Origin of the sequence: Achromobacter sp. Marseille-Q4954 (assembly GCF_943737025.1) — a bacterium.
Taxonomy (GTDB): Bacteria; Pseudomonadota; Gammaproteobacteria; order Burkholderiales; family Burkholderiaceae_B; genus Achromobacter; species Achromobacter bronchisepticus_A.
Genome location: NZ_CALSFQ010000002.1, coordinates 1,475,549 through 1,497,969, shown reverse-complemented (window position 1 = coordinate 1,497,969; position 22,421 = coordinate 1,475,549). Strand labels below are relative to the sequence as shown.

The window sequence follows — 22,421 nt, the reverse complement described above, 5'->3', positions numbered from 1 at the left end:
GTGAACGGAATGTTTGTATTTCGACAGGCGATATACTGTCAATGCTCCGGAACCCTAGGCCGCCATGCACTCGAAAACGCCGCTCAACTACGAACTCGAATCCCGCGCCTCCCTGGAAGCGCATCCGCGATTTGCCTCCACGCTTTCCAACGGGCTGGACGTGCTCAAGTGTTTTTCCGCGGCCGAGCCGCAGTTGGGCAACAAGGAAATCGCCGAAATGCTCGGCCTTACGCGCCCGACGGTGTCCAGATTGACGTTCACGCTGGTGGGGCTGGGCTATCTGCGGCGTGATGAGCGCACCGGCAAGTACTCGCTGGGTCCGGCGGTGCTGACGCTGGGCTATCCCTTGCTGGTGCACCTGACGTTGCGGCAGCTGGCGGCGCACGACATGATCGAACTGGCGCGCTATGCCAAGGGGCCGGTGTCCATGGCCATCCGCGACCGCCTGCAGGTGGTGTACGTGGAAACGGTGCACGACGGCGCGTCGAACGCCTCGCGCCCGGACATCGGGTCGGCCCGCCCCTTGCTGCGCACCGCCACCGGGCGGGCGCTGCTGTATGCGCAGACGCCGGAGGAGCGCGAGCTCATCTGCGGACGGCTCGCGGAGGAATTTCCCGAGGACTGGGAGCGTTTCGGGCCGTCATTGCAGCCCGCGTTCGAGGCCATCGACCAGCACGGTTTCTGCGTCGTCAGCAAGGACTGGCGGGCCGAGCTGTGCGGCATCGCCACGCCGATGCGCTATCGCTCCAATGACCTGCCGCTGGCCTTCAACGTGACGATCCCGGCCGATAACCTGGACGAAAAGCACGTGTACGAGACCCTGGGGCCGCGCCTGCGGACCCTGGTGAAAAACCTGGAATACCGCATCGGGATCATGTGAACGCGGCTGCGCTTATCGCGCGCAGCCGATATGCGGGATAATCGCGGGCACTGATCTGGAGATACACATGCATTGGAAACTGGTCGCGGCTTCGGCGCTGGCCCTGGGCCTGGCAGGCTGCTCGATGGGCATTTCGTCCGGCAGTTCGTCGCCGCACAGCGAATTCAAGGCCCCGGTGGCCTTCAAGGACGCCTACGACGCGACGATCCGGCAGGCCAATGCCTGCCTGCGCAGCACTGACAACGCTTATCGCGTGGTGGACACCATGAACGAAAGCGCGCAGTCCGGCGTGGTGCAGGTGCTGGCGCCTTATAGCGACAATGAGATGACGCGGGTCGACTTGAAGGCCGCCGGCCCCAAGACCACCGATGTGCGCATCGTGGTGTGGGGCAAGGGCACCTGGGACGCGGCCGCCATGCGCGCGATGCAGGACGCCATCTATTACAGCCTGGTGTCGTGCAGCAGCTATATGCCGCTGGATCCGCGCCCGCCGGTCAAGCCCTCGCGCGACCTGCCCAACTGATGCGCGGACGGCGGCATGCCGCCGCCGCGCTCAGTCGCCGCCCGGGCGGCGGCGGATGATCTTGAAGGTGGCGGTGGCGCGCGCCACCAGTTCGCCGTCGGCGCGCCGGACCTCGCCTTCGCAGAAAGCGATCGAGGCCCCTTTGCGCAGGCAGCGCGCTTCGATCACCAGGTCGCCCGTGCCGGGCGACAGGAACGAGGTGTTCATGTCGATGGTGGCCATGCCTTCCGTGCCGTCGGCCGAGCCGCGCGCGGCGGCGCTGAGCGTGAAGTCCAGCACGCTCATCAGCGTGCCGCCATGCACGTCGCCGCGGCTGTTGGTCAGGTCGGCGCGCCAGGGCAGCGAGGTGCGGGCGTAGGCCGGCGCAATGCTCTCGGGCACCAGGCCGATGAAATGCATGAAGGGAATGGTCAGGCCGAAGTAGTCGGTTTGGGGCGTGGAGGCTGCAGTCATGGACCGTTGCGGGCAGGAATGGAAAGTCGGTTGTCGCCGGTCATAATATATGTTTTGCCACGGGGTTTCAGGCGATGAAAGGCTCATGGGGGCATCACCACCATGATTGAATTACGGAAGATCGTGCACGTGGACATGGACGCGTTCTACGCCTCCGTGGAACAGCGTGACAACCCCGATCTGCGCGGCAAGCCCGTGGTCGTGGCCTGGACCGGGCCGCGCTCGGTGGTGTGCGCCGCGTCCTACGAGGCGCGGCGGTTCGGCATCCATTCGGCCATGTCCGCCGCCCGCGCGGAGCGCCTGTGTCCGCATGCGATCTACGTGCCGCCGGATTTCAACCGCTACCGCGACGTGTCGCGCCAGGTCAGGCAGATCTTCGCCCGCCATACCGACATGATCGAACCCTTGTCGCTGGACGAGGCCTATCTCGACGTTACCGTCAACAAGCTGGGCCTGCCTTCGGCCACCGAGGTTGCGCAGGTCATCCGGCAGCAGATCCGCGAGGAAACCGGACTGACGGCTTCGGCGGGCGTCGCGCCCAACAAGTTCCTGGCCAAGATCGCGTCCGATTGGAACAAGCCGGACGGCCTGTTCGTGGTCCGGCCCGCCAAGGTGCTGGCCTTCCTGGAGCCCTTGCCGGTGCGCAAGGTGCCGGGCGTGGGCAAGGTGACGCAGGCGCGCCTGGAGCAGCTGGGCATCCATACCGTGGGCGACCTGGCCACGCACAGCGCCCAGGAACTGGAGCATTACTTCGGCCGCTATGGCCGGCGCCTGTACGAACTGGCCCGCGGCATTGACGAGCGCGAGGTGCAGACGGACCAGCCCTTGCAGCAGGTATCGTCGGAGACGACGTTCTCGCAGGACATCCGCCTGGACGCGGTGGGCGAGGCCATCGACCGCATGGCGGAACGCGTGTGGGATCAGGCGCTGAAGAAAGGCGCCCTGGGCCGCACCGTGGTGCTCAAGTTGAAGACGGATCGCTTCCGTATCCTGACGCGCAGCCAGACCAGCCTGAATCCGCCAGGATCGGCGGCGGAGCTGGCCGCCGTCGCCAGGCTGCTGTGCGAGCGCGTGGACTTGCCGCCGGAAACGCTGTACCGGCTGGCGGGGGTGGGGATGAGCAATTTCGCCGACCCGCAGGAGCAGTCGCGCCAGCCCGATCTGTTCGGGGGCGCGTTCTGAGCTGAGCGGGGCGGCTGGCTACCGTGGCTGGCTGGAAGCCTGAACGGCAGCCAACCCCGGCAGGGCTCAGGCCAGGCGGGCCTTCACTTGCTGCGACAGTGCCGTCATGTCGGCGCGGCCGGCCAGGGCCTGCTTCAGCAGCGCCATGACCTTGCCCATGGCGGGCGCGCCGGTCACGCCCTGGGCGGCGACTTCCGCCAGCGCGGCGTCGATGGCGGCCGCGACTTCCTCGGGCGTGGCGGCTTGCGGCAGGAATTCCTGCAGCACGAGCAGTTCGGCCTTTTCCTGTTCAGCGGTTTCGGTGCGGCCGGCCTGTTCGAACGCGGCGATGGACTCGCGGCGCTGTTTGACCTGCTTTTCGATGATGGCCGTGATCTCGGCGTCGTTCAGGTCGCGGCGTTCGTCCACTTCCTTCTGCTTGACGGCCGCCAGCAGGAAGCGCAGCGTGGTCAGGCGTTCGGCGGCCTTGGCGCGCATCGCGTCCTTGACGGCATCGGAGAGGCGGGTCTTGAGCGTAGCAGTGCTCATGGGTAAACCTTTGTGGTGTTGCGACAAACAAGCAGTTTAAACCGGCGGCGGGCGATTTCCCTCGGCTGGCGATCCGCCTTACTTCACATTGGCCAGGTCGCCGCGCAGGGCGACGCCCGCCACCATGGCGCCGGCATGGCATTCGTAGTCGGTCTTGCTGCTGTATTCGTTCTTGCGGTAGTAGCTGATGATATTGGTCACCGCGTTCGCGCCGGCCTTCTTGGCCGCTTCGTGCAGGGCGATGATGGCGGATTGGGCCACCCACAGGCAGGCGTCCTCGTCCTTCTTGGCGAAGGCGTTGGTCTTACGGTTGGTGACGACGCCGGATTCCAGCACCGTGCCCTTGGGGCCGGTGCCGGCCAGGTAGAACTTGACGCTGCCGTCGATCTTGCCGGCGGCCTGGGCGGCTTCGACCGCAGCCTGCATGGGCAGATGGACGGTACGATCCGCCGCCAGGGCCTGCGCCGAGCAGGCGAGCGACAGCAGCAGGGCGGCGGACAGCTTGTAAGAAACGTACATGACAGGCATTCCATTCGTGAGAGGGGAAAACGCGGGGGTGGCGGACATCAGCGCCAGCGGCGGAAGATCAAGGACGTGTTGATGCCGCCGAAAGCGAAGTTGTTGTTCATGACATATTCGTTGTTCATGCTGCGGCCCTCGGTGAGGTAGTCGAGTTCGCCGCAGCGCGGGTCGACGTTGCGCAGATTGAGCGTGGGCGCGTACCAGTCGCGGTTGAGCATTTCAATGCTGAACCACGACTCCAGCACGCCGCAGGCGCCCAGGGTATGGCCCAGGTAGCTCTTCTGCGAACTGATGGGCATGCGGCTGCCGAACAGGCCGTGCGTGGCCTGCGTTTCGGCGATGTCGCCCTGTTCCGTGGCGGTGCCGTGGCCGTTGACGTAGCCGATGGCCTGCGGCGGCAGGTTGGCGTCGGCCAGCGCCATTTCCATGGCGATGCGCATGGTGCTGGCTTCGGGGCGCGTGATATGGGTGCCGTCCGAATTGCTGCCGAACCCGACGATCTCCGCGTGGATGCGCGCGCCGCGCGCCAGCGCGTGGTCCAGCGATTCCAGCACCAGCATGCCGCCGCCCTCGCCGATCACCAGGCCGTCGCGGTCGCGGTCGTAGGGGCGGGGCGTGAGTTCGGGCGTGTCGTTTTTCTGGCTGGTTGCATAGAGCGCGTCGAACACCAGGGCTTCGCTGGCGCAGAGCTCTTCGGCGCCGCCGGCCAGCATCAGCTCCTGGCGGCCGTAGCGGATGGCTTCGTAGGCGTAGCCGATGCCCTGGCTGCCCGAGGTGCAGGCGCTGGAGGTCGGGATGATGCGGCCCTTCAGCTCGAAGAAGATGCCGACGTTGGCCGCGGTAGTGTGGGGCATCATGCGGACGTAGGAGTTGGCGTTGAGGTCGTCCGTGACGCCGTTGAGCAGCATGTTGCCGAAGGCGCGGATTTCCGCCGTGCTGCCCACCGAGGAGCCGCAGGCCACGCCCATGCGGCCGTCGGCGATGCGCGGATCGCCCAGCAGCGCCGCGTCGTCCAGCGCCAGTTCCGCGGCGCGCACCGCCAGCTGGGAAACCCGTCCCATGCTGCGCAACTGCTTGCGGGTCCAGTGCGCGGGCGTGCGGAAGTCCTCGATGGGGCCGGCCAGGCGGGTGTTCAGTTCGGCGTAGCGCGACCAGTCGGGCATGACGCGGATGGCGCTGCGGCCCGTCTGGAACGCCTGCTGCACGCTGGCCCAGTCATTGCCGAGCGCGCTGATGCCGGCCATGCCGGTGATGACGACGCGTTTCATCAGCACAGTCCTCCGTTGACAGCGATGACCTGGCGCGTGATGTAGGCGGCGCCGGGAGACATCAGGAACACGACGGCGGCGGCCACTTCCTCGGGCCGTCCCATGCGCTGCGCGGGCACGGCCTTCAGAATTTCCTCGACCGGCACGTGCTCGTCGATCATGTCGGTGTCGATCAGCCCCGGCGCCACGCAGTTGACGGTGATCTGGCGCTTGGCCAGTTCCACGGCCAGGGCCTTGGCGGCGCCGATGAGGCCGGCCTTGGAAGCGCTGTAGTTGACCTGGCCGCGGTTGCCAATCAGGCCGGACACGGACGCCATGCAGACCACGCGGCCCGGCGCGCGGCGGCGGATCATGGGCATGGCGAGCGGACTGAGCACGTTGTAGAAGCCGTCCAGGTTGGTGCGCAGCACCTGGTCCCAATCGTCGCCGGTCAGGGCGGGGAACGCGCCGTCGCGGGTCAGGCCGGCGTTGAGGACCACGCCGTAGTAGGCGCCGTGGGCGTCGATGTCGGCCTGCAGGGCGGCGGCGCATTGCTGACGGTCCGCCACGTCGAATTGCAGCACGCGCGCCTGGCGTCCGCGGGCCTGGACCTCGGCCTGCACGGCTAGCAGGCCGTTGAAAAAAGCCAGAGCCCGCGTGGCTCTGGCAAAATGGCGGCCATCCTCTTCTGCCGAAGCCAGCCCAAGCCGATGCGTGGACTCGACCTCAAACAAAACGAGCTGTTCAGTTATACGACGCTGGAGCAGCGCATCCCGAACGATCACCCGCTGCGTCCCCTGCGAGGCCTGGTCGATACCGTTCTGGCTTCGATGGATCGGGACTTCGACGGGCTGTACTCCACCCTGGGACGGGCCTCGATTGCGCCGGAGCGGCTGCTGCGCGCCTCGTTGCTGCAGGTGATTTACACCATTCGCTCCGAGCGGCAGTTGGTCGAGCAGATTGATTTCAACCTGCTGTTTCGCTGGTTCGTCGGCTTGTCGATGGACGAGCGCATGTGGGATCACTCGACCTTCAGCCAGAACCGTGACCGCTTGTTCAACCAGGATGTAGCGCGGCTGTTCTTCCAGCGCATCAAGTCGCTGGCCGCATGGTCCGAGTACGCCAGCAACGAGCATTTCAGCGTCGATGGCACGCTGATCGACGCCTGGGCCTCGCACAAGTCCTTTATCAAGAAGGATGGCGGCGACCCACCGGAGGATGGCACGCGCAACCCCGATGCCGACTTCAAGGGCGAGAAGCGCAGCAACGCGACCCACCAATCGACCAGCGATCCCGAGGCCCGGCTGGCGCGCAAGAGCAATGTCGATGCCAGTCGCCTCGCGCACATCGCCCACACGATGATGGAGCACCGCAACGGTCTGATCGTGGATGTGGAATGCACCGAGTTCAATGGACGTGCCGAGGTAGAGGCGGCGCTGGAGATGCTGGAGCGCACGGCCAAGCCGGGCAGCACGGTAGGTGCAGACAAGAATTACGACCAGAAGCGTTTCGTGCAGAGGGCGCGCGAGCTGAAAGTGACACCGCATGTGGCGCAGAAGCGCAAGGGCAGCGCCATCGATGGGCGCACCACGCGGCATCCGGGGTATGCCGCCAGCCAGAAGATCCGCAAGCGGATCGAAGAAGGTTTTGGCTGGCTGAAGACGGTTGGCGGCCTGCGCAAGACCAAGCTGATCGGTCGCGCCAAGCTGAGTGCTCAGTTATTGCTGGGTTTCTCGGTCTACAACCTGATCCGACTGGGTAGCCTGTCGGGTTGGTGGCGAGGATCGCATGTATAGGGCGAGTTACGCCCAAAAAACGCCGAAAGGCGTGAACGTGGTGCTGAAACCTGTCAAAAAGGCCTGAAGTCAGGCCTTGTGTGGACTCCGTTAGGCCAAAGCGCTTGAAAAAGCGCCAAACCGGACGGGTTGGGGCAGTTGAAGCCGAGTTTTTCAACGGCCTGCTAGCGCCTGGTCGAGCTGCTGGCGGCAGTGCAGCACCAGGTCGTGGCCGGCGTCGGCCAGGGCCAGCGCGATGGCGCGGCCGATGCCGCGGCTCGAGCCGGTTACGAGTATGGGGGCAGCGCTCATTCGGGTGATTCTTCCTGGATAAAAGCGGCGGGGTCCTTGGGCTGATAGACGTTCAGCCTGGCCTCGGCCAGCAGACGCGCGTCGTCGCGCAGTTCGCATTCGAAGACGCTCATGCCGCTGGCGTCGACCAGCCCGCGGCGCGCGTGTATGGTCAGACTGGCGCCGGCGGGCAGCGCGTCGGCATGGCTTTCGTAGCGCCGCGTGCCGAGCAGAAAGCCCAGTTTGACGGGTTCGCCCGCCAGTCGCGCCTGGCAGCCGGCCCAGGCGCCCACGGCCTGCGCCATCAGCTCCATGCCCAGCCACGGCGGCAATGAGCCGTCGGGCAGCGAGTAGGGGCCGGGCTTGACCACGGCGCGCGCGGTCAGGCTGTCGGCGTCGTGGCTGCAGACCTCGTCGATCAGGATCATGTCGCCGGCGTGCGGCAGCAGGCTGGATACTGGCCAGGTCGTCATGCTTGGGCTCCCAGGATCAGGCTGGCGTTGTTGCCGCCGAAGGCGAAGGAATTGCTCATGGCCAGGCGCGGCCGGCCTTGGGCGTAGCGGTGCTGCGCGGTGCTGAAATCCAGCGCCGGCAGCGCGGGATCAGGCTGCCCGTCCCAGACGTGGGGCATCAGCCGTCCTGCGGCATTGCCGGGCGACAGCGTGGCCCAGGCCAGCGCCGCTTCCAGCGCGCCTGCCGCGCCCAGCGCGTGGCCGGTCAGCGCCTTGGTCGAGGCGCAGGGCACGCCCTGCGGAAAGACGGCGTGCATGGCCTGGCTTTCCATGGCGTCGTTGTGGAGGGTGCCGGTGCCGTGCAGATTGACCCAGCCTATGCTGTCCGCGTCCACGCCGGCCGATTGCAGCGCGGCCTGCATGGCCGCCCGCGCGCCGGCGCCGCTGGGCTCGGGCGCGGACATATGCCAGGCGTCGGAACTGGCGCCGCCGCCCAGCAGCGCCACGCAGGGGCCAGCCGCCGGTTCGCGTTCCATCAGGAACAGCACGCCGGCTTCGCCGATGTTGATGCCGCGGCGGTTGGCCGAGAACGGCAGGCACAGCGTGTCGTCGATGGCTTCCAGCGTGGCGAAGCCGTTGATGGTCAGGCGGCACAGGGTGTCCGCGCCGCCGCAGACCACGGCGTCGCACAGGCCCGCGGCGAGCAGGCGGCGCGCGGACAGCAGGGCGCGGGCGCTGGAGGTGCAGGCCGTGGACAGCGTATAGGCGGGGCCGGTGGCGCCCAGCCAGTCCGCGAAAAAGGCGGCGGGAGACGACAGCGCCTGGCGGCGGTAGTCGTAGCTGTCTGGCCATGCGCCCTGCGCCGCCAGCTGCCGGAAGGCGGGCGCATTGTCGTTGACGCCGGAAGTGCTGGTGCCCAGCACCACGGCGACGCGGTGGGCGCCATGGCGGGCCACGGCGGCGCGCAGTTGCGGTTCTATCTGCAACGCGGCGGCCAGCAGCAATTGGTTGTTGCGGCTGTGGTGATGGGCGGGCAGCGTGTCGGGGATGGGCGGCAGCGCGTCCGCATGGCCGCCCAGCGTCAGCGTGCGGCCATGGACCCAATCCGGCTGCGGGCGCATGCCCGAGGTGTCGCCGGCGAAGGCGGCGCGAGCTACCGCGTCGATGCCGGCGCCCAGCGCGCACACCACGCCGGGCGTACCCAACCAGGTGTTCATGGCTGCTCCTTCAAAGGCGAGATCCGCCAGGTGACCTGGTCGGCAGTGGTGACGGTGAACGTGCCGGCCTGCGCGGCCTGCGGCCAGCGCACGCTCCAGCGCGGACGGCCCCGGTCCAGCAGTTCGCGTTGTACGGCATCGCCCTCGCGGCTGGCGCGCCAGTTGCCGGCGCCGTAGGCCGCATCCAGCTGCGCTTCGGGCGTCCACGCGAAGATCAGGGCGGCGAACAGATCGCGCGCCTGGGCATTGGGCCGCAGGAAGCCGTCGTTGCGCCATTGGCCCTGTTCCAGCATCTGCCGCGCCTGCGGCACGCCCATGGGATCGAACAGGGACCAGCGCAAGGCGGCGCCTTCGCGCTGCACCACCAAGAGCGCGTCCAGCGCGGGCTGGCCGGCGGCGGACTGCACCACGTGGAGCTGGCGCGGCAGCGGGAAGTCCGCGTCCCGCGCCGGCAGGGGCGGCGTGCCTGCGCAGCCGGCCAGCAGGGCAAGCGTCAACAGCGCGCCCAACGCGCGTGCGGCGGACAGGAAGGAGGAGCGGGCGGCGGCCATGGTCGGGATCAGGCGGGCAGCGGCTGCGCTTCGGCGCCGCGGCAAAGCTCGCTCAGCATGCGCAGGCGGCGTTGCGGGTTGGCGACGAAGGGGTTGTTCTGGTCCCAGGCGTAGCCCGCCAGAATGGAGCTGATCATGCGGCGGATCTCGGGCTGCGCGTTCTCGTAGAAGACCACGTCCTGGAATTCGCCGCTGTACCAGCCCTGGACATAGGCGCGGAAGGTCTCCACGCCCACCATCAGCGGATCGGCGAACTCGGCCTGCCAGTCGACCTGCGCGCCGCTCAGATGGCGGTGCAGCGCGTCGGCCGCCAGCTTGGACGAGCGCAGGGCGATGGTGACGCCCGAGGAAAAGACCGGGTCCAGGAATTCCGCCGCGTTGCCCAGCAGCGCATAGCCGGGGCCGTGCAGCTGCGTCACGCTGGCCGAATAGCCGCCGATGGTATTGGCGGGCGTGTCCCAGACCGCGTTCTTCAGGACGCGCTTGAGATTGGGGGCGGCGTCGGCCATCTCGCGCAGCGTGGCCATCAGATCCTGGCCGGGGCTGCCAAAGAGCCTCTCGCCGCCCACGACGCCGAACGAGCAGCGGCCATTGGAGAAGGGGATCAGCCAGTACCAGATGCCGCGTTCTTGCGGATGCACGCTGATCAGGATCTTTTCGCGGTCGAATCCGGGATCGTCGATGCGGTCCTCGATATGGGTGAAGATGGCTTTGCGCGGCGGCATCGACGACGGGCGCTCCAGGTCCAGCAGGCGCGCCAGCACGCGGCCGTAGCCGCTGGCATCGAGCACGAACCGGCTCCGCACCTGATAGGACGTGCCGTCAGCGCTGCGCACGTCCAGCAAGGGGCCGTCGGCGCTGCTGAAATCGGCTGCCGTCACTTCTTGCAGATAGCGCACTTCCACGCCCTGACGGGCGGCATCGTCGGCCAGCACCTGGTCGAAGCGCGCGCGCTGCACCTGGAACGTGGTGCCGGGGCCGGGGCTGAACTTGTCGCGGAAATCGAAGTGGGTGTAGCGCTCGCCGCAGGCGAAGGCGGCGCCGTTCTTCACCTGGAAGCCGGCGGCCTGCACGGCCGGCAGCATGCCCGCTTCTTCCACGAACTCCAGGCAATGGGCGAGCAGGCTTTCGCCGATGGAAAAGCGCGGAAACTGCTGGCGCTCCAGCATCAGGACGTCATGTCCTTGGCGCTTCAGCAGGGCGGCGGCGACCGCGCCTGCCGGTCCCGCTCCGATGACTACAACTTCGCGATGTTCCATGCCGGAGATGTCCTTTTAGTTATTGAAAGCAGGATGCGGCGCGACGGCGCGCGGCGGATTGATCCATGGCGCCCACAGCAGCGAGAAGGCCACGCCCAGCGCGACCGCCAGCCCGAAGTTGGCGATGGCGGGCGTGTGGCTGACGGCGAGCAGGCCGAAGGACAGTAGTGTGGTGGCGGCGCCCAGCAGGATGCCGACCAGGCTGGCGGCCGCGCCCGCGACCCGTTCGTACATGAAGATGGCGTAGTCCACGCCGATGGCCGACACCAGCAGCAGGCCGAACAGGCTGAACAGGGTGAGCGGCTGGCCCAGGTAGCCCAGCGCGGCCAGGCTGCATGCGGTGGCCGCCAGCGGCACGGCCAGGATGCGCCAGGCGGCGGCGCGGCCCAGGGTCAGCAGCAGCAACAGCGCCGCGACCCCATAGGACAGCAGCTTGAGTTCGGCGGCTTCGATGCGCGTTGCCGCGAACATGCGGTTCAGTTCGCCGCTGCGGTCCACCAGCGTGACGTCCGGCGCAACCTGGGCGATGGCCTCCAGCGCGGAAGCGTCGCGCAGGCCCAGCAAGGTCACCATGCCCGCGGCCTGGCCGTCGCGCAGGCCCAGCCACAGCGGCCGCCAGCGCTCCGCCAGCGGGCCTTGCAGCGCGTCCTCGATGGCCTGCGGCGGCAGCGCGGCCATGGACTGCAGTTCCTGGCGCAAGGCCGCGTAGGGGATGCCGATGTCGGTAAGCGGCTTCCAGGCGTCAGGCTGTGCGGCCAGGCCGGCCAGCGTCGCGCCCAGCGCCTTCTGGTCGGCGGTGGGCGAGGCCAGCTGGCTCAAGGCGTTGTAGGCGGCGAGATCGCCGCGCGCGACCAGCGCGTCCAGCGCCTGCGACACCCGCGCCTGCCTGCGCAGCAACTCGTCCGCGTCGGGCGCGCGCACCAGGAAGAACTGGCTGGTCGGCATGAAGCCGGTGATTTCGCCGATCTGCCGGGCCTGCTGCAGCAAGGGCGCGGGTAGGCTGAGCCACTGCCGCAGATCGTCCTGGATGCTCAGCCGGCTGATGCCGCCGGCAGTGGCGGCGATAAGGGCCAGGGCGCCCAGCCAGAGCGCGGCGCGGCGTCCGGCCAGGCGCTGACGCGCGCGCAGCGCGGCCTCGGCAAAGCGCAGCAGCGGCTGCCAGGGGCGGGGCCGCCAGCCGTCCATCCAGGCCGGCAACTGGCACACGGTGCAGGCGTAGGCGCCCAGCAGGCCAGCGGCCGAGAACACCGCGGTCTGCGTCAGCGCGGGAAACGGCGTGAACGCCAGCGCGACGTAGCCGACCAGGCTGGCGGCGAGGCTGATGGTGAGCCCGGGCAGGACGCGCCGCAGCGCGGGCCAGGCCTGCCAGTCGGTCATGCCATAGCTCTTGCCCAGCCAGTGCATGGGGAAATCCACCGCCACCCCGATCAGGCTGGCGCCGATCACCAGGGTCAGGACATGGATGGAGCCGAACACCGCCACGCAGGCCACCGCGCCCGTCAGCAGCCCGACGGCGACCGGCACGAAAGCCAGCAGCGCGCGCACGCGCCGCAGCGCCAGCAGCAGGACCAGCACGATGCCGATGGTGGCGCCGGTACCGATCCAGCTGCTTTCGGCAACCGCTTGCGCCCGGCCCGCGGCCGCGTACAGGGGACCGCCCGCCACCAGCAGCTCGGCGCCGGCCGCGCCGAGTGCCGCGCGGTCCTGTTCGAGTTGCGCGGCGATTTGCTGGGGCGCGGCCGCATCGAAGGCATCGCCGCGGGTTTCGGCGCGCACCAGCATCCAGCGCCTGCCGGCGTGTTCGGCCTGCAGGGTGCCCGTGCCCATGTCGTACTGCACCGCGCCGCCCGGGCGCAGCGCCTGTTCGGCGCGGCGCGTCAGGCCCAGCCAGTCCTGGTCCGCCGGCACCAGGCCCGAAGATGAAAACGGATCGGAGAGTTCGCGCGCGCGGCGCTGGGCGTAGGCCGCAGGATCGGTCTCGAGCTGATGCCGGTCGGCCGCAGGGAGCATGGCCAGCCGGCCCGCCAGCAGTTGCGCGCGCAGCGCGGGCACGTCGACTTGCAGTTCCACCTGCACGGAAGAAAACAGGCCGCTGTCGGTCCAGCGCTGCGCCAGCAGGCGTGCGGGGGCTGTCGCATCCGCGCCGGCGTTTGCGCTTTGAGCCGCGACCAGCGCGATGAGCTGCCGCGACAGGGGTTCCTGGATGCGGGCCTCGGCCAATTGGCGCGTGGCGTCGGCGCCGGCCTGGGGCACCAGCTCCATCAGGTTGGCCGACACCGGCCAGCCATGGCGGCTTTGCCAGGCGCCGGCGCAGAGAATCAGCAGCAGCCCAAGCTTGAACAGCCGCGGCAGCCAGCGCTCAATCGGCGAACGCACGTTGCTCCTCGGCGGTCAGGGCCTGGGCGGCCTGCGCATCCGTCATCTGCAGCACGCTGCGGTCGCCCTGCGTCTCGCGCAGCTCGATGCGGTCGACCAGCTTGCCGCCGTTGATCTGGATGTTGTCGAAGATCTGCCGCAGCAGCGCCGAGCGCGGCGTCAGCAGCAGCTGCCAGGCATCGGCGTCGCCGCTGAGCGCCAGGTCGAAGTTTTCGCGCAGCCCGGCGGTGTCGCCTGCCAGCACGGACAGGAACAGCCGGTTCTCGCGGCCGGCGCCGGCGTGTTGCGGCAGGGCCTGCCATTTGCCGGCTTCGTCGCGCCGCGAGATGCCGCGGGCGTCGATGCGCAGGTCCTGCGCGATCGGCGTGCGCAGCAGCCACAGCAGGCCCTTGCCCGCCGCCAGCGTGAAATCGCCGCGGCTGGTCAGCGGCTGCGGTAGCGAGCGCAGGAACTTCTGCTGCACGAAATGGCCGCGCACGACAGGCGTGGCGTTCAGTTGCGTTTGCAGATCGGCCAGGTCGAAGGCGCGGGCGGCCAGGGGCAGCAGGGCCAGGGCCAGCAGGGCGCACAGGCGGCGCATGAAAACCAGGCGGCGCGTCATGCGGGCGTCTCCATCGATTGCAGCTTGCGCCGCACGGCGTCGACCAGCGCGGCGGGCGAGGTCAATTGCATTTCGCGGGTCTGGATGCAAACCGCCACCTGTTCGGACGTGGCTCGCGTCAGGCGCTGGCCGCTGGCGGCGTCCAGGATCAGGTAGTTGATCTTCAGCCGGTGCTCCCATTCCACCAGTTCGGCGCGCACCGTCAGGCGCTGGCCGAATTGCGCGGGCTGGGCATAGCGCAGATGCAGGTCGATGACCGGCCAGGCGTAGCCGCTGGCGCGCATGGCGTCGTAGTTGTGCTCCAGCAGGTCCAGCAGCTCGCAGCGGGCCTGTTCCAGGTATTTGACGTAGTGTCCGTGCCAGACCACGTTGAGGGGATCCACGTCGAAGAAGGGCACGCGGATTTCGACTTCAGCGCCGATGACGCCCCGTTTACGCATCGTCTTTCCAGAAAGGGTAGAAGTTGAACCATTGCAGCGGCGCCAGGCGGCAGTGCGCGGCAAGGCGGTCGGCGTAGCGCTGGGCCAGCTCGGCGATGCGGGCCTGGCGCGTGGCGCGCGTCCATTCGATGCCGTCCGACAGGCGTTCCATCGCCACGCGGTAGCGCGCGCCGTGGCGCGTGCAGAACAGCAGGTTGACCGGGCAGCGCAACAGGCCGGCCAGCAGCCAGGGGCCTTGCGGCAGCAGCGCGCTGGCGCCCAGGAAGTCCACGGGCGTGCAACGGTCGCCCTGCAGCGGCACGCGGTCGCCGGCGATGGCCAGCCATTCGCCGCGGTCCAGGCGCTGCGCCAGGTCCAGCATGGCGGGAGCATCCAGCTCGCTGACCTGGATCATGCGCAGCCCGCCGCCGGCCTCGTGCAGCAGGCGGTTGAAATGAACCGCGTGCTTGTCGTGCACCAGCACATTGAGTTTCAAGGTGCCGCTTTGCGCCGCCAGCGCGCGGCAGACCTCGATATTGCCCAGGTGCGAGCCGACCAGGATCTGGCCACGGTTCCTGCCCATTTGCGCATGCAGGCCGTCAGGGTCGGCGATGTCCAGATGGGCCATCGTGATCTTGCCCTGCCAGACGTCCAGCTTGTCGAGGATGGCGTTGGCGAACGCGAGGTACTGGCGGTAGACCGGCATGCGGCGCGGCAGCGGCTCGGCCAGCGCGCCGGATTGCGCCAGACGGCGCTGGTAGGCCGCGATCGAACGCCGGGCGCGGCTGCCGCTGGCATAGAAATACAGCACGACCAGCCAGACCACGGGCGCGACGAGGCGGCGGCCCAGGGTGCGCGCGGCCCAGGCCGTCAGGCGCATCAGCAGGGCGCTGCCGCGCTCGGGCTGATCGGCCCAATGCTGATCGGCGGCGTTCATGGACGCGGACCTCCGGCAAGCCTGCGCCACAGCAGCGCCGGCGAGCGCGCCAGCATGCCGAAGAAAAGGCCCGCATGCATGCGGCTGATCAGCAGGTTGTCGCGCAGGCCCTTGAAATGGGAAATGCCGTCTTCCGGGTAGGCCACGCGCGTCGGCAGCCACACCATCGCGACCCCGCGCCAGTGCAGGCGCACCAGGACGGCGATGTCGAAATCCATGCGCCGGCCTACGCGCGCGCCGTCGATCACGGGCAGCGCCGCGGCCAGCGGGTAGACGCGGAAACCGCACATGGCGTCGGGGATGTCGAGCGAAAGCGTGTTGATCCAGACCCACACGCGCGTCAGCCAGCGGCCGTAGAGACGGCTGCGCGGCACATCGTCGCCATACAGCGGCGCGCCGCAGACGAGGGCGTCGGGCCGGGCCCGGGAGGCCGCCGCGAAGGCCGCCGCGTCCGCCAGGGCGTGCTGGCCGTCGGCGTCGACCTGCAAGGCGTGGGTATAGCCCAGCGCCGCCGCCGCGCGCAGCCCGTCCTGCACCGCCGCGCCCTTGCCGCCGTTGACCGCGCGCCGCAGCAGATGCGTATGCGGCTGGGTCGCCAGCGCATCCAGCGCCGCCGCGCAAGACGGCTCGGAGCCGTCGTCCACCAGCACGCAGGGCAAGCCTTGCGCCACCAGCTGCGCATGCACCGCGGCGACCGTGGCGCCGTGGTTGTACACGGGAATGAGCGCGCAGAGCTTATGCGGGGGCATGGCCGCCTGCCTGCAGAATGCGGCCGGACGAGCAGGGCGCGTCGTTGACCGTGTAGGTGAAATACAGCTTCTGCTTCGCGGCGTCCCATTTCAGCGCCAGCATGGCGGTATCGCCCGGACGCAGCAGCCGCTGGAATTTCAGCGCCTCCATGCCGGCGAAACGCAGCTCGGGATGAAGGTCGCGTTGCGCCAGCGACATGGCCCAGCCGATCTGGGCCACCCCGGGCACAACGGGAGCCGTGGGGAAATGGCCGCTGAAATGGGCGAGGTCGTAGGGAATTTCCAGCGCATAGCGGCGTTCGTGCTCCGACGGGCGGGGCAGTTCCACCGCCTCGGGCGCAAGCGGCCGGGCGCCCGCGGCGGCGTCGAACAGGCTGCGCGGCAGCTTGCCTTGGGCGTTGGCGGGCAGCTGTGCGAAGAAGCGCCAGGTGCGCGGAATGGCCAGCGATTCGAAGCCTGCGGCCAGATGCGCGCGCAGGGCGTCCACGACCGCCTTGCGGCCCTGGTTGCGCAAGGCATGCAGGCCCCGCGCCGACAGGGCGACCAGCGCGGCCAGGCGCGTGGCCCCGGCCAGACCGCCCAGGCGCGCTTCGGCAACGTAGGGATGGCGCGCCAGCGCCTGTTCCAGCATGGGCAGCGAAATGCGCTTTTCCTCGATCTTCACGATGCGGTCGAGGCGCCCCAGCAGCCGGAAACCGCCATGCGCAAGCTCCGCGCCGTCGGCGGTCTGCGCCTCGGCGGGGTTGACCCAGGGCGATTGCACGCGCAGGGCGCCTTCGGCGTTCAGTTCGACGGCCACGCCTGGCAGCGGCTGCCAGGGGCTGTCGCCTTCGCGCCAGGCGACGGCGCCGGTTTCGGAGCTGCCGTAGATCTCGCTGGGGCGCAGGCCCAGGTGCTGCGCGATATGGTCGGAGGCCTCGGCGGGCAGTTCGCCGCCGGAGGAGTGGATGCGGGTCAGGCGGCCACGCAACTGGTTCCAATCCAGCCGCTGTCCCAGGCGGCGCAGCAGCGCGGGGCTGGCGATCCAGGTGCAGGCCGGATGGCGCAGGCTGGCCTGCTGCAGTTCTTCGGGATAGAGGCGCTGCGGCCGGTCCAGCTGGCGTCCCGCGCACAGCGGCCACAGCACCCTGAAGGGCAGGCCGTACATGTGCTGCGCCGATACGCTGCCCAGCACGGGGCCGCGCGCATCTGGCCATTGCCGTTGCAGCGCGCGGACTTCTTCCATCAGTTGCCGCCAGTGCTTGGCGATATGTTTGGGCGTGCCGCTGGATCCCGAGGTGCACAGTACCAGCGTCAACGCGGAATCCAGTTCGGCGGGCGCGAGCGGCGCGTGGCCTTGCAGGTCGGCCAGCCGGCACAGCCGTTGCGCCGGCAGCGGCAGTTCGGTGTCGCTCAGCCAGGCATCCACCGTGGCGTCGAGCATGGCGCAGGTCTGCGCCTGGGCATCGCCCGGCAGCACCGCGACCGCGCCGGCGCGCCAGCAGGCGAACAGGGCGACGGCCATCTGCGCGGCGTCCTCGAACCAGATCGCGACGCGCCGCAACTGTCTGGCCTGCAAGGCGCCCGCAGCCTGCAGGCTGGCGCACGCAAAGGCCTCGCGCGTCAGCGGCGGCTCGTCGGCGACCAGGGCGCCGGCCAAGTCAGGCGGGGCGGGCAGCAGCAGCTGCGAGAGATCGGTCCAGGCCATGCTTTACGCCGCCTTGGCAGCGGCGGGGCGCAGCAGCCATTCGCCCGCCAATAGCAGGCCCATCAGGACATAGCTCACGGCGCCGTTGTAGGCGGTCCACCAGCTCCAGGGGCCCCAGGCCGCCAGCGCCGCGGCCACGCTGCCGTTCAGGGCGAAGAAGGCGCACCACACGCGGGTGACATTGCGGGTGTAGCGCACGCCTTCAGGCGGCAGGTCGGGATGGCGCAGGCGGGCCAGTTGTTCGATCACGGGGCGGCCGCGCCGCAGGCTGGCGCCGAAGATCGCCAGCATCATGCCGTTGACCAGCACCGGATACCAGCGCAGCCAGTCTTGCGAATTCGAGATGGCCAGGATCAGGCAGAACGCCACCGCCACGGCGGGCAGCAGGCGCGCGCCCGGCCGGGCGGCATCCGCGGTCAGGCCGCGCGCCAGCCACAGCAGGGCCAGCGGCAGCGCCAGCCAGGCGGGGCTCACCCGTCCCAGCGCCGCGTGGACGGCGAAGGGATAGGCGATGCCGGCCACGGCCAGGGCTGCCGCCACGCCGCGTCTCATGCGGCGGGGTCCTGTTTCTGGCACATGGCCTGCACCACGTCCTCGACCGTGCGCACGGTGCGGAAGTCGTTGGCGTCGAGCTTGCGGCCGGTCTGGCGGCGCACGTGGTCGATGAGGTCGATGGCGTCGATGCTGTCGATCTCCAGATCCGTGTACAGGTTCGCTTCGGGCGTGATGCGTTCAGGTTCGATCTCGAACAGTTCGACCAGCGCGCCGCGCAGCGTATTGAAGATTTCGTCGCGGGTATGCATCCTGGACTCCATATCCATTAGGCGCGGCGTTGGGCGCCGACAAACTCGGCCAACTTGGCGATGCTGGCGAAATGCTCGCGCATGTTGCGCGTTTCGGGATCGATGGTGATGCCGTAGCGCTTTTGCAGCGCGAGGCCCAGCTCCAGGGCGTCCACCGAGTCCAGTCCCAGTCCGTCGCCGAAGAGGTGGGCATCGCTGTCGATATCGTCGGGCGCGATGTCCTCCAGGCCCAGCGATTCGATGACGAGGGTCTTGAGTTCAAATTCCAGCTGGTTCATCCGGTCAGGACTCCACTTCCACCGCCTGGGGCGGTTGTTCATTCATGATGGCGCCGGCGGGCGCGGCGGGCGCCAGCTCGGCTTCGAAATAGGCGTGCAGGTAATCGTTCATCTTGCGTCCGGCGATGGGCAGCGGGTGCGCGCCGCTCCAGGCGGCGGGATCGATGTCCTCGCCCACGCGGATCACGTAGCGCATGCGGCAGGGCGGAATCCGGTACCAGGGCTCGCCCTTGGTCAGGCTGCGGGGATTCATGCTGATGACCACGGGCGTGACCACGCGCGCGCCGCGCAGCGCGATGGCGCAGGCGCCGCGATGAAAGCGCGGCATGGCGTCGCGCGGCGTGCGCGTGCCTTCCGGAAAGACGATCAGGGTCTCGCCCGCGCGCAGCACGTCGGCGGCGCGGTCGAACATGTCGAAGCTTTCGTCGTTGGTGATGTAGCCGGCATTGGCCACCGGGCCGCGGGTGAACGGGTTGGTGGCCAGGCCGTGCTTGACAATGCAGTTGGCGTTCTTGACGTGGCCCACCAGGAACACCACGTCCAACAGCGAAGGGTGGTTGGCCAGGATCATCTGTCCGGGCTTGCCGAGACGTTCGGCGCCCTTGAATTCCACGGTCAGGATGCCGGTTCGGACCATGAAACGGATGAACAGGCGGAAGGTGCCGTTCAGCGCGCCGCGCGCGCGGCGCTGGCGGTCCGCCTTGTCGCCGGGCAGCAAGCGCTGCGGCGGGAACACCAGCACGCGCAGCAGCACGCCGCCCAGCCCGAAGAGGGTGAAGGCCATGCCGGTGGCGAACAGACGCCAGAGCCAGAAGTCCTGCCGCGGTGGTGTGGCGCTCGTCATGCCGTGCGTGTCCAGTTCCATAGTCGGGAGCGGTTGGCGTGGCGCCAGCCGGGCGTGCGCAGCAGGAGGTGGCGCAGCAGGTTCAGGGGATTGGGCCAGGCCTGCGCGCCGCGGGCGGCATCGGGCGCCTGCGGAGCCAGGGCCAAGGTCCAGTCGGCGCCGGGCTGCAGATGCAGGGCGACCGCATAAGCGTAGGGCGCGTCATCCATCCAGGGGGCGTAAGGCGCGGGCGGCCGTTCCTCGGCCAGCACCACGAGCACGTCCTGGTGGCCGGCGTCGAACAGCATCGACGCTTCGATGCAGGCATGCTCCAGGCCGTCGTCTTCCACCGACAAGGCCACGGATTCGGTGGTTTCGCGGCGTATGATCGACCACTGCGCGGCGATGGCGTTGTGGACCGACAGGCCGAAGGCCGTGGGCGACAAGGGTTCGTCCGCCGCCAGTGCTTGCAGCAGGCCGAAGTTGCGGGTGGTTTCGCCATGGCGGGAGGCAAATACCAGCGGCATGGGCGGGCGTCCCTCGGCCAACGGCCACGCGCACTCGAACACCCCGCGAGCCAGCGGGCTCAGGCGGCGGCGTTGCAAGGGAGGCAGGAAGTCCAGGCGGGGCGGATTCTGATTTCCGATCGGGCAGAACGGATGTTCGGCCCATTTCAACCAGTCGCTGGGGCCATCGATTCCTTGCGCCCAACCCTGCCATTGCGCGATCGAAAACGTCAACATAGCGCGCGATTCTACTATGGCGATGTCAGGCCATTTTGATTTAAAACGTTACATAATACACAATATTTCCAGTATTTCTTACACTTAAGCTTGCTATTTGTTACTTTCTCCCGTGAGCGTTCAGGAACTTTTAATCTGGTGGGCAGACAAAGGCGCCGCTGCTGGCTACCGCAGCCAGGACCTGTCGGCCGCGGACGCCGCGCGTGCGCCGGCGCTGCGCAGTTCGAAGGCCCAGGTCGATTGGCGGGTCAGCAGGGCGCTGCTGCAGGACGCCAGGCAGGCCATGCCGCGTGCAACCCTGTCGCTCAGCCATAGCGGCGGTCACGCGGTCTGCGCGTCCGCCCCGCTGGGGTGGCAACTGGGCGCCGATCTGGAGCGGGTGCGGCCGCGCGAGGTCCTGCGCCTGGCCGAGTGGGTATGCGCGCCGGCCGAGCAAGCCGCGCTGGCCGGCCTGGAAGGCGCAGCCCAATTGGAACGCTTTTATCTCTTGTGGACGCTGAAGGAAGCCTTCATCAAGGCGGCCGGACTGGATTTCCCCGCAGACATGGCCACAGTGGGCCTGGCGTTCGACGGCAAGGCGGGGTGGCGCCTGCGTGCGCCGCCGGGGCGGTGGCGCGCCTGTTCGTGGCGCCTGGGCGAGGACTGGATCGCGTCCGTGGCGTGGCGCGGACCGGCTGACGACGCAGCGCGACCCCAATGGCGCGCCGGGGCCGATTGCGTGTTACCGCCGCTTGCCATCCTGGGCGGGTGGACTTCCGGACCGGATTGAATCGGCTGGTGTTTTTCAGCGGGCATTTAAAGATGTATTATAAATGCATGTTTAATGGCGATTCCGATCGCGCCACAAGGAGCAGTTGATGTTGAGTCCCCAAATCCGCGCCCTGGTCAAGGGCACGGCGCCCGTTCTCAAGACGCACGGCGTTGCGCTGACCAAGCATTTCTATGCCCGCATGTTCAAGCACAACCCCGAGCTCAAGCATGTCTTCAATCAAGGTCACCAAGCCGGCGGCGAGCAGCAGCAGGCGCTGGCCGGCGCGGTCGCGGCCTATGCCGAGCACATCGACGATCCCTCGGTGCTGATGCCCGTGGTGACGCGCATCGTGCACAAGCATGTCAGCCTGGGCATCCGGCCCGAGCACTACCAGATCGTGGGTAAGCATCTGCTGGCCTCCATCAGCGAAGTGCTGGGCGAGGCGGCGACGGAAGAACTGGTGGCTGCCTGGGCCGCGGCCTACGGCCAACTGGCCGACCTGCTGATCGCCGAAGAGGCGCGCCTGTACGCGGAGTCGGCCGCCAAGCCGGGCGGCTGGACCGGCTGGCGTGCGTTCCGCGTGGTCGGCAAGCAGCGCGAAAGCGCCGAGATCACGTCCTTCTACCTGGCGCCGGCCGATGGCGGCGAAGTACCCGCCTACCGCCCCGGCCAGTACGTGTCGGTGCGCGTGTTCGTGCCCGAACTGGGCCTGATGCAGCCGCGCCAGTACAGCCTGTCCGACGCGCCGGGCCAGGACCGCCTGCGCATCTCGGTCAAGCGCGAAGCGGCTGGCGCCGATACGCCGGCCGGCCGGGTTTCCAATGCCCTGCATGACCGCCTGGAAGAGGGCGGGGTGCTGGACGTGGCGCCGCCCCAGGGCGATTTCCATCTGCGCGACGAAGGCAGCGCGCCGGTGGTGCTGCTGAGCGGCGGCGTGGGCCTGACGCCCATGGTCTCCATCCTGAACCATCTGGTGGGGTTGAACGACGAGCGCCAGATCCGTTTCGTGCACGGCTGCCGCAACAACTCGGTCCACGCCATGCGCGATCACGTCAACAGCATCGCCGCCGAACGCGCCAACGTGCGCAAGGCCGTGTTCTACGAGGAGGTCGGCCACGGCGACCAGCCGGGCCGCGACTACGATTACGCTGGCCGGGTGGACCTGAACGCCATCCGCGACGAAGTCATCGTGCCTGGCGCGGACTACTACCTGTGTGGCCCGGCCGGCTTCATGCGCGCGCAGCGCGAGGCCTTGACCGGCCTGGGCGTGCCCGCGGACCGCATCCATGCCGAAGCCTTTGGCAGCGGCGGCGCGCCCGCCTGAGCGGTGTATCCTGGCGGCCTGAGTTTCCGGGCCGCCAGCGCCCATTCCTT

The 22,421-nt window shown here is 68.6% G+C and carries 26 protein-coding genes and 1 pseudogene; 6 read left to right on the top strand and 21 right to left on the bottom strand.

The genetic code is table 11. The features are described 5' to 3' along the window. Positions 1-64: 64 nt before the first annotated feature. Complete coding sequence (locus NGK62_RS24980; RefSeq protein ID WP_251880816.1) at positions 65-880, top strand: IclR family transcriptional regulator; 816 nt, start codon at positions 65-67, stop codon at positions 878-880. A gap of 67 nt (positions 881-947) precedes the next feature. Then, positions 948-1,403, top strand: a complete 456-nt coding sequence (locus NGK62_RS24975) for a BPTD_2524 family lipoprotein (RefSeq protein WP_251880814.1) — start codon at positions 948-950, stop codon at positions 1,401-1,403. Positions 1,404-1,433: 30 nt separating this feature from the next. Here NGK62_RS24975 and NGK62_RS24970 read toward each other — a convergent pair whose 3' ends face one another. After that, entirely contained in the window at positions 1,434-1,856 is a 423-nt protein-coding gene (locus NGK62_RS24970) for a PaaI family thioesterase (protein WP_054458193.1), read from the bottom strand. Positions 1,857-1,958: 102 nt separating this feature from the next. Here NGK62_RS24970 and dinB point away from each other — a divergent pair, with 102 nt between their 5' ends. Continuing rightward, the gene (gene dinB, locus NGK62_RS24965) at positions 1,959-3,038 is read left to right on the top strand and encodes a DNA polymerase IV (protein ID WP_251880812.1); all 1,080 of its coding nucleotides are present in this window, start codon (positions 1,959-1,961) and stop codon (positions 3,036-3,038) included. Positions 3,039-3,104: 66 nt separating this feature from the next. Here the strand turns inward: dinB and NGK62_RS24960 are convergent, their stop codons facing one another. The 4 genes from NGK62_RS24960 to fabG form a co-directional block, all read right to left on the bottom strand. Then, the gene (locus NGK62_RS24960; RefSeq protein ID WP_013392984.1) at positions 3,105-3,566 is read right to left on the bottom strand and encodes a GatB/YqeY domain-containing protein; all 462 of its coding nucleotides are present in this window, start codon (positions 3,564-3,566) and stop codon (positions 3,105-3,107) included. 78 nt (positions 3,567-3,644) lie between these two features. Further along, a complete protein-coding gene (locus NGK62_RS24955) occupies positions 3,645-4,085 on the bottom strand; it encodes an excinuclease (protein ID WP_251880805.1) in 441 nt (146 codons plus the stop codon). Between the two features lie 47 nt (positions 4,086-4,132). Further along, positions 4,133-5,356, bottom strand: coding sequence for a beta-ketoacyl-ACP synthase (locus NGK62_RS24950; RefSeq protein ID WP_251880804.1), 1,224 nt, complete (start codon positions 5,354-5,356; stop codon positions 4,133-4,135). After that, positions 5,356-5,958: a 3-oxoacyl-ACP reductase FabG gene (fabG, locus tag NGK62_RS24945; RefSeq protein ID WP_353506924.1), complete on the bottom strand. Its 603-nt coding sequence runs from the start codon at positions 5,956-5,958 to the stop codon at positions 5,356-5,358. Before fabG ends, NGK62_RS24950 begins: the two co-directional genes overlap by 1 nt. Before the next feature lie 87 nt (positions 5,959-6,045). Here fabG and NGK62_RS24940 point away from each other — a divergent pair, with 87 nt between their 5' ends. Then, complete coding sequence (locus tag NGK62_RS24940; protein ID WP_251880955.1) at positions 6,046-7,131, top strand: IS5-like element ISPst12 family transposase; 1,086 nt, start codon at positions 6,046-6,048, stop codon at positions 7,129-7,131. A 168-nt stretch (positions 7,132-7,299) separates the two neighbouring features. Here the strand turns inward: NGK62_RS24940 and NGK62_RS24935 are convergent. From NGK62_RS24935 to NGK62_RS24860, 16 genes and pseudogenes are all read right to left on the bottom strand, one after another. Next, a pseudogene (locus tag NGK62_RS24935) lies at positions 7,300-7,422 on the bottom strand (SDR family NAD(P)-dependent oxidoreductase); the annotation flags it as partial. After that, positions 7,419-7,874, bottom strand: a complete 456-nt coding sequence (locus tag NGK62_RS24930) for a hotdog family protein (protein WP_251880802.1) — start codon at positions 7,872-7,874, stop codon at positions 7,419-7,421. The gene NGK62_RS24930 and the pseudogene NGK62_RS24935, both read right to left, overlap by 4 nt. Further along, complete coding sequence (locus NGK62_RS24925) at positions 7,871-9,070, bottom strand: beta-ketoacyl-ACP synthase (RefSeq protein ID WP_251880801.1); 1,200 nt, start codon at positions 9,068-9,070, stop codon at positions 7,871-7,873. Before NGK62_RS24925 ends, NGK62_RS24930 begins: the two co-directional genes overlap by 4 nt. Continuing rightward, positions 9,067-9,621, bottom strand: a complete 555-nt coding sequence (locus tag NGK62_RS24920; RefSeq protein ID WP_251880799.1) for a DUF3261 domain-containing protein — start codon at positions 9,619-9,621, stop codon at positions 9,067-9,069. The genes NGK62_RS24925 and NGK62_RS24920 overlap by 4 nt, the downstream gene beginning before the upstream one ends. 8 nt (positions 9,622-9,629) lie before the next feature. After that, a complete protein-coding gene (locus NGK62_RS24915) occupies positions 9,630-10,880 on the bottom strand; it encodes an NAD(P)/FAD-dependent oxidoreductase (protein WP_251880797.1) in 1,251 nt (416 codons plus the stop codon). 15 nt (positions 10,881-10,895) lie between these two features. Next, the gene (locus tag NGK62_RS24910) at positions 10,896-13,256 is read right to left on the bottom strand and encodes an MMPL family transporter (RefSeq protein WP_251880795.1); all 2,361 of its coding nucleotides are present in this window, start codon (positions 13,254-13,256) and stop codon (positions 10,896-10,898) included. Beyond that, positions 13,240-13,857: an outer membrane lipoprotein carrier protein LolA gene (locus tag NGK62_RS24905; RefSeq protein ID WP_251880794.1), complete on the bottom strand. Its 618-nt coding sequence runs from the start codon at positions 13,855-13,857 to the stop codon at positions 13,240-13,242. The genes NGK62_RS24910 and NGK62_RS24905 overlap by 17 nt, the downstream gene beginning before the upstream one ends. After that, positions 13,854-14,297, bottom strand: a complete 444-nt coding sequence (locus tag NGK62_RS24900; RefSeq protein WP_251880792.1) for an acyl-CoA thioesterase — start codon at positions 14,295-14,297, stop codon at positions 13,854-13,856. Before NGK62_RS24900 ends, NGK62_RS24905 begins: the two co-directional genes overlap by 4 nt. Next, positions 14,290-15,213, bottom strand: a complete 924-nt coding sequence (locus NGK62_RS24895) for a lysophospholipid acyltransferase family protein (protein ID WP_251880790.1) — start codon at positions 15,211-15,213, stop codon at positions 14,290-14,292. Before NGK62_RS24895 ends, NGK62_RS24900 begins: the two co-directional genes overlap by 8 nt. After that, positions 15,210-15,962 carry a glycosyltransferase family 2 protein gene (locus NGK62_RS24890; protein ID WP_118933737.1) on the bottom strand — a complete coding sequence of 251 codons (753 nt, stop codon included), beginning with the start codon at positions 15,960-15,962 and terminating at the stop codon, positions 15,210-15,212. Before NGK62_RS24890 ends, NGK62_RS24895 begins: the two co-directional genes overlap by 4 nt. Continuing rightward, entirely contained in the window at positions 15,949-17,649 is a 1,701-nt protein-coding gene (locus NGK62_RS24885; protein ID WP_251880788.1) for an ApeI family dehydratase, read from the bottom strand. The genes NGK62_RS24890 and NGK62_RS24885 overlap by 14 nt, the downstream gene beginning before the upstream one ends. Before the next feature lie 3 nt (positions 17,650-17,652). Further along, positions 17,653-18,201, bottom strand: a complete 549-nt coding sequence (locus NGK62_RS24880; RefSeq protein ID WP_251880786.1) for a COG4648 family protein — start codon at positions 18,199-18,201, stop codon at positions 17,653-17,655. Next, positions 18,198-18,452: an acyl carrier protein gene (locus NGK62_RS24875; RefSeq protein WP_013392999.1), complete on the bottom strand. Its 255-nt coding sequence runs from the start codon at positions 18,450-18,452 to the stop codon at positions 18,198-18,200. Before NGK62_RS24875 ends, NGK62_RS24880 begins: the two co-directional genes overlap by 4 nt. Positions 18,453-18,469: 17 nt before the next feature. Continuing rightward, a complete protein-coding gene (locus tag NGK62_RS24870) occupies positions 18,470-18,730 on the bottom strand; it encodes a phosphopantetheine-binding protein (protein ID WP_059380556.1) in 261 nt (86 codons plus the stop codon). Positions 18,731-18,734: 4 nt separating this feature from the next. Beyond that, a complete protein-coding gene (locus tag NGK62_RS24865) occupies positions 18,735-19,574 on the bottom strand; it encodes a lysophospholipid acyltransferase family protein (RefSeq protein WP_223283414.1) in 840 nt (279 codons plus the stop codon). Continuing rightward, on the bottom strand, positions 19,571-20,296 hold the full coding sequence (locus NGK62_RS24860; RefSeq protein ID WP_059380558.1) for a beta-ketoacyl synthase chain length factor: 726 nt from the start codon (positions 20,294-20,296) through the stop codon (positions 19,571-19,573). Before NGK62_RS24860 ends, NGK62_RS24865 begins: the two co-directional genes overlap by 4 nt. 112 nt (positions 20,297-20,408) lie before the next feature. Between NGK62_RS24860 and NGK62_RS24855 the strand changes: the two genes are divergently transcribed. After that, positions 20,409-21,065 (top strand): 4'-phosphopantetheinyl transferase family protein, encoded by a 657-nt coding sequence (locus NGK62_RS24855; protein ID WP_251880784.1) that lies wholly within the window; start codon positions 20,409-20,411, stop codon positions 21,063-21,065. An 88-nt stretch (positions 21,066-21,153) separates the two neighbouring features. Continuing rightward, entirely contained in the window at positions 21,154-22,371 is a 1,218-nt protein-coding gene (gene hmpA / locus NGK62_RS24850) for an NO-inducible flavohemoprotein (protein WP_059380560.1), read from the top strand. The last annotated feature ends 50 nt before the right edge of the window (positions 22,372-22,421 follow it).

Coding starts and splice junctions, on each gene's coding strand:
- NGK62_RS24980 (WP_251880816.1), top strand. CDS start 65: ATGCACTCGAAAACGCCGCTCAACTACGAACTCGAATCCCGCGCCTCC.
- NGK62_RS24975 (WP_251880814.1), top strand. CDS start 948: ATGCATTGGAAACTGGTCGCGGCTTCGGCGCTGGCCCTGGGCCTGGCA.
- NGK62_RS24970 (WP_054458193.1), bottom strand. CDS start 1,856: ATGACTGCAGCCTCCACGCCCCAAACCGACTACTTCGGCCTGACCATT.
- dinB (WP_251880812.1), top strand. CDS start 1,959: ATGATTGAATTACGGAAGATCGTGCACGTGGACATGGACGCGTTCTAC.
- NGK62_RS24960 (WP_013392984.1), bottom strand. CDS start 3,566: ATGAGCACTGCTACGCTCAAGACCCGCCTCTCCGATGCCGTCAAGGAC.
- NGK62_RS24955 (WP_251880805.1), bottom strand. CDS start 4,085: ATGTACGTTTCTTACAAGCTGTCCGCCGCCCTGCTGCTGTCGCTCGCC.
- NGK62_RS24950 (WP_251880804.1), bottom strand. CDS start 5,356: ATGAAACGCGTCGTCATCACCGGCATGGCCGGCATCAGCGCGCTCGGC.
- NGK62_RS24940 (WP_251880955.1), top strand. CDS start 6,046: ATGCGTGGACTCGACCTCAAACAAAACGAGCTGTTCAGTTATACGACG.
- NGK62_RS24930 (WP_251880802.1), bottom strand. CDS start 7,874: ATGACGACCTGGCCAGTATCCAGCCTGCTGCCGCACGCCGGCGACATG.
- NGK62_RS24925 (WP_251880801.1), bottom strand. CDS start 9,070: ATGAACACCTGGTTGGGTACGCCCGGCGTGGTGTGCGCGCTGGGCGCC.
- NGK62_RS24920 (WP_251880799.1), bottom strand. CDS start 9,621: ATGGCCGCCGCCCGCTCCTCCTTCCTGTCCGCCGCACGCGCGTTGGGC.
- NGK62_RS24915 (WP_251880797.1), bottom strand. CDS start 10,880: ATGGAACATCGCGAAGTTGTAGTCATCGGAGCGGGACCGGCAGGCGCG.
- NGK62_RS24905 (WP_251880794.1), bottom strand. CDS start 13,857: ATGACGCGCCGCCTGGTTTTCATGCGCCGCCTGTGCGCCCTGCTGGCC.
- NGK62_RS24900 (WP_251880792.1), bottom strand. CDS start 14,297: ATGCGTAAACGGGGCGTCATCGGCGCTGAAGTCGAAATCCGCGTGCCC.
- NGK62_RS24895 (WP_251880790.1), bottom strand. CDS start 15,213: ATGAACGCCGCCGATCAGCATTGGGCCGATCAGCCCGAGCGCGGCAGC.
- NGK62_RS24890 (WP_118933737.1), bottom strand. CDS start 15,962: ATGCCCCCGCATAAGCTCTGCGCGCTCATTCCCGTGTACAACCACGGC.
- NGK62_RS24885 (WP_251880788.1), bottom strand. CDS start 17,649: ATGGCCTGGACCGATCTCTCGCAGCTGCTGCTGCCCGCCCCGCCTGAC.
- NGK62_RS24880 (WP_251880786.1), bottom strand. CDS start 18,201: ATGAGACGCGGCGTGGCGGCAGCCCTGGCCGTGGCCGGCATCGCCTAT.
- NGK62_RS24875 (WP_013392999.1), bottom strand. CDS start 18,452: ATGCATACCCGCGACGAAATCTTCAATACGCTGCGCGGCGCGCTGGTC.
- NGK62_RS24870 (WP_059380556.1), bottom strand. CDS start 18,730: ATGAACCAGCTGGAATTTGAACTCAAGACCCTCGTCATCGAATCGCTG.
- NGK62_RS24865 (WP_223283414.1), bottom strand. CDS start 19,574: ATGACGAGCGCCACACCACCGCGGCAGGACTTCTGGCTCTGGCGTCTG.
- NGK62_RS24860 (WP_059380558.1), bottom strand. CDS start 20,296: ATGTTGACGTTTTCGATCGCGCAATGGCAGGGTTGGGCGCAAGGAATC.
- hmpA (WP_059380560.1), top strand. CDS start 21,154: ATGTTGAGTCCCCAAATCCGCGCCCTGGTCAAGGGCACGGCGCCCGTT.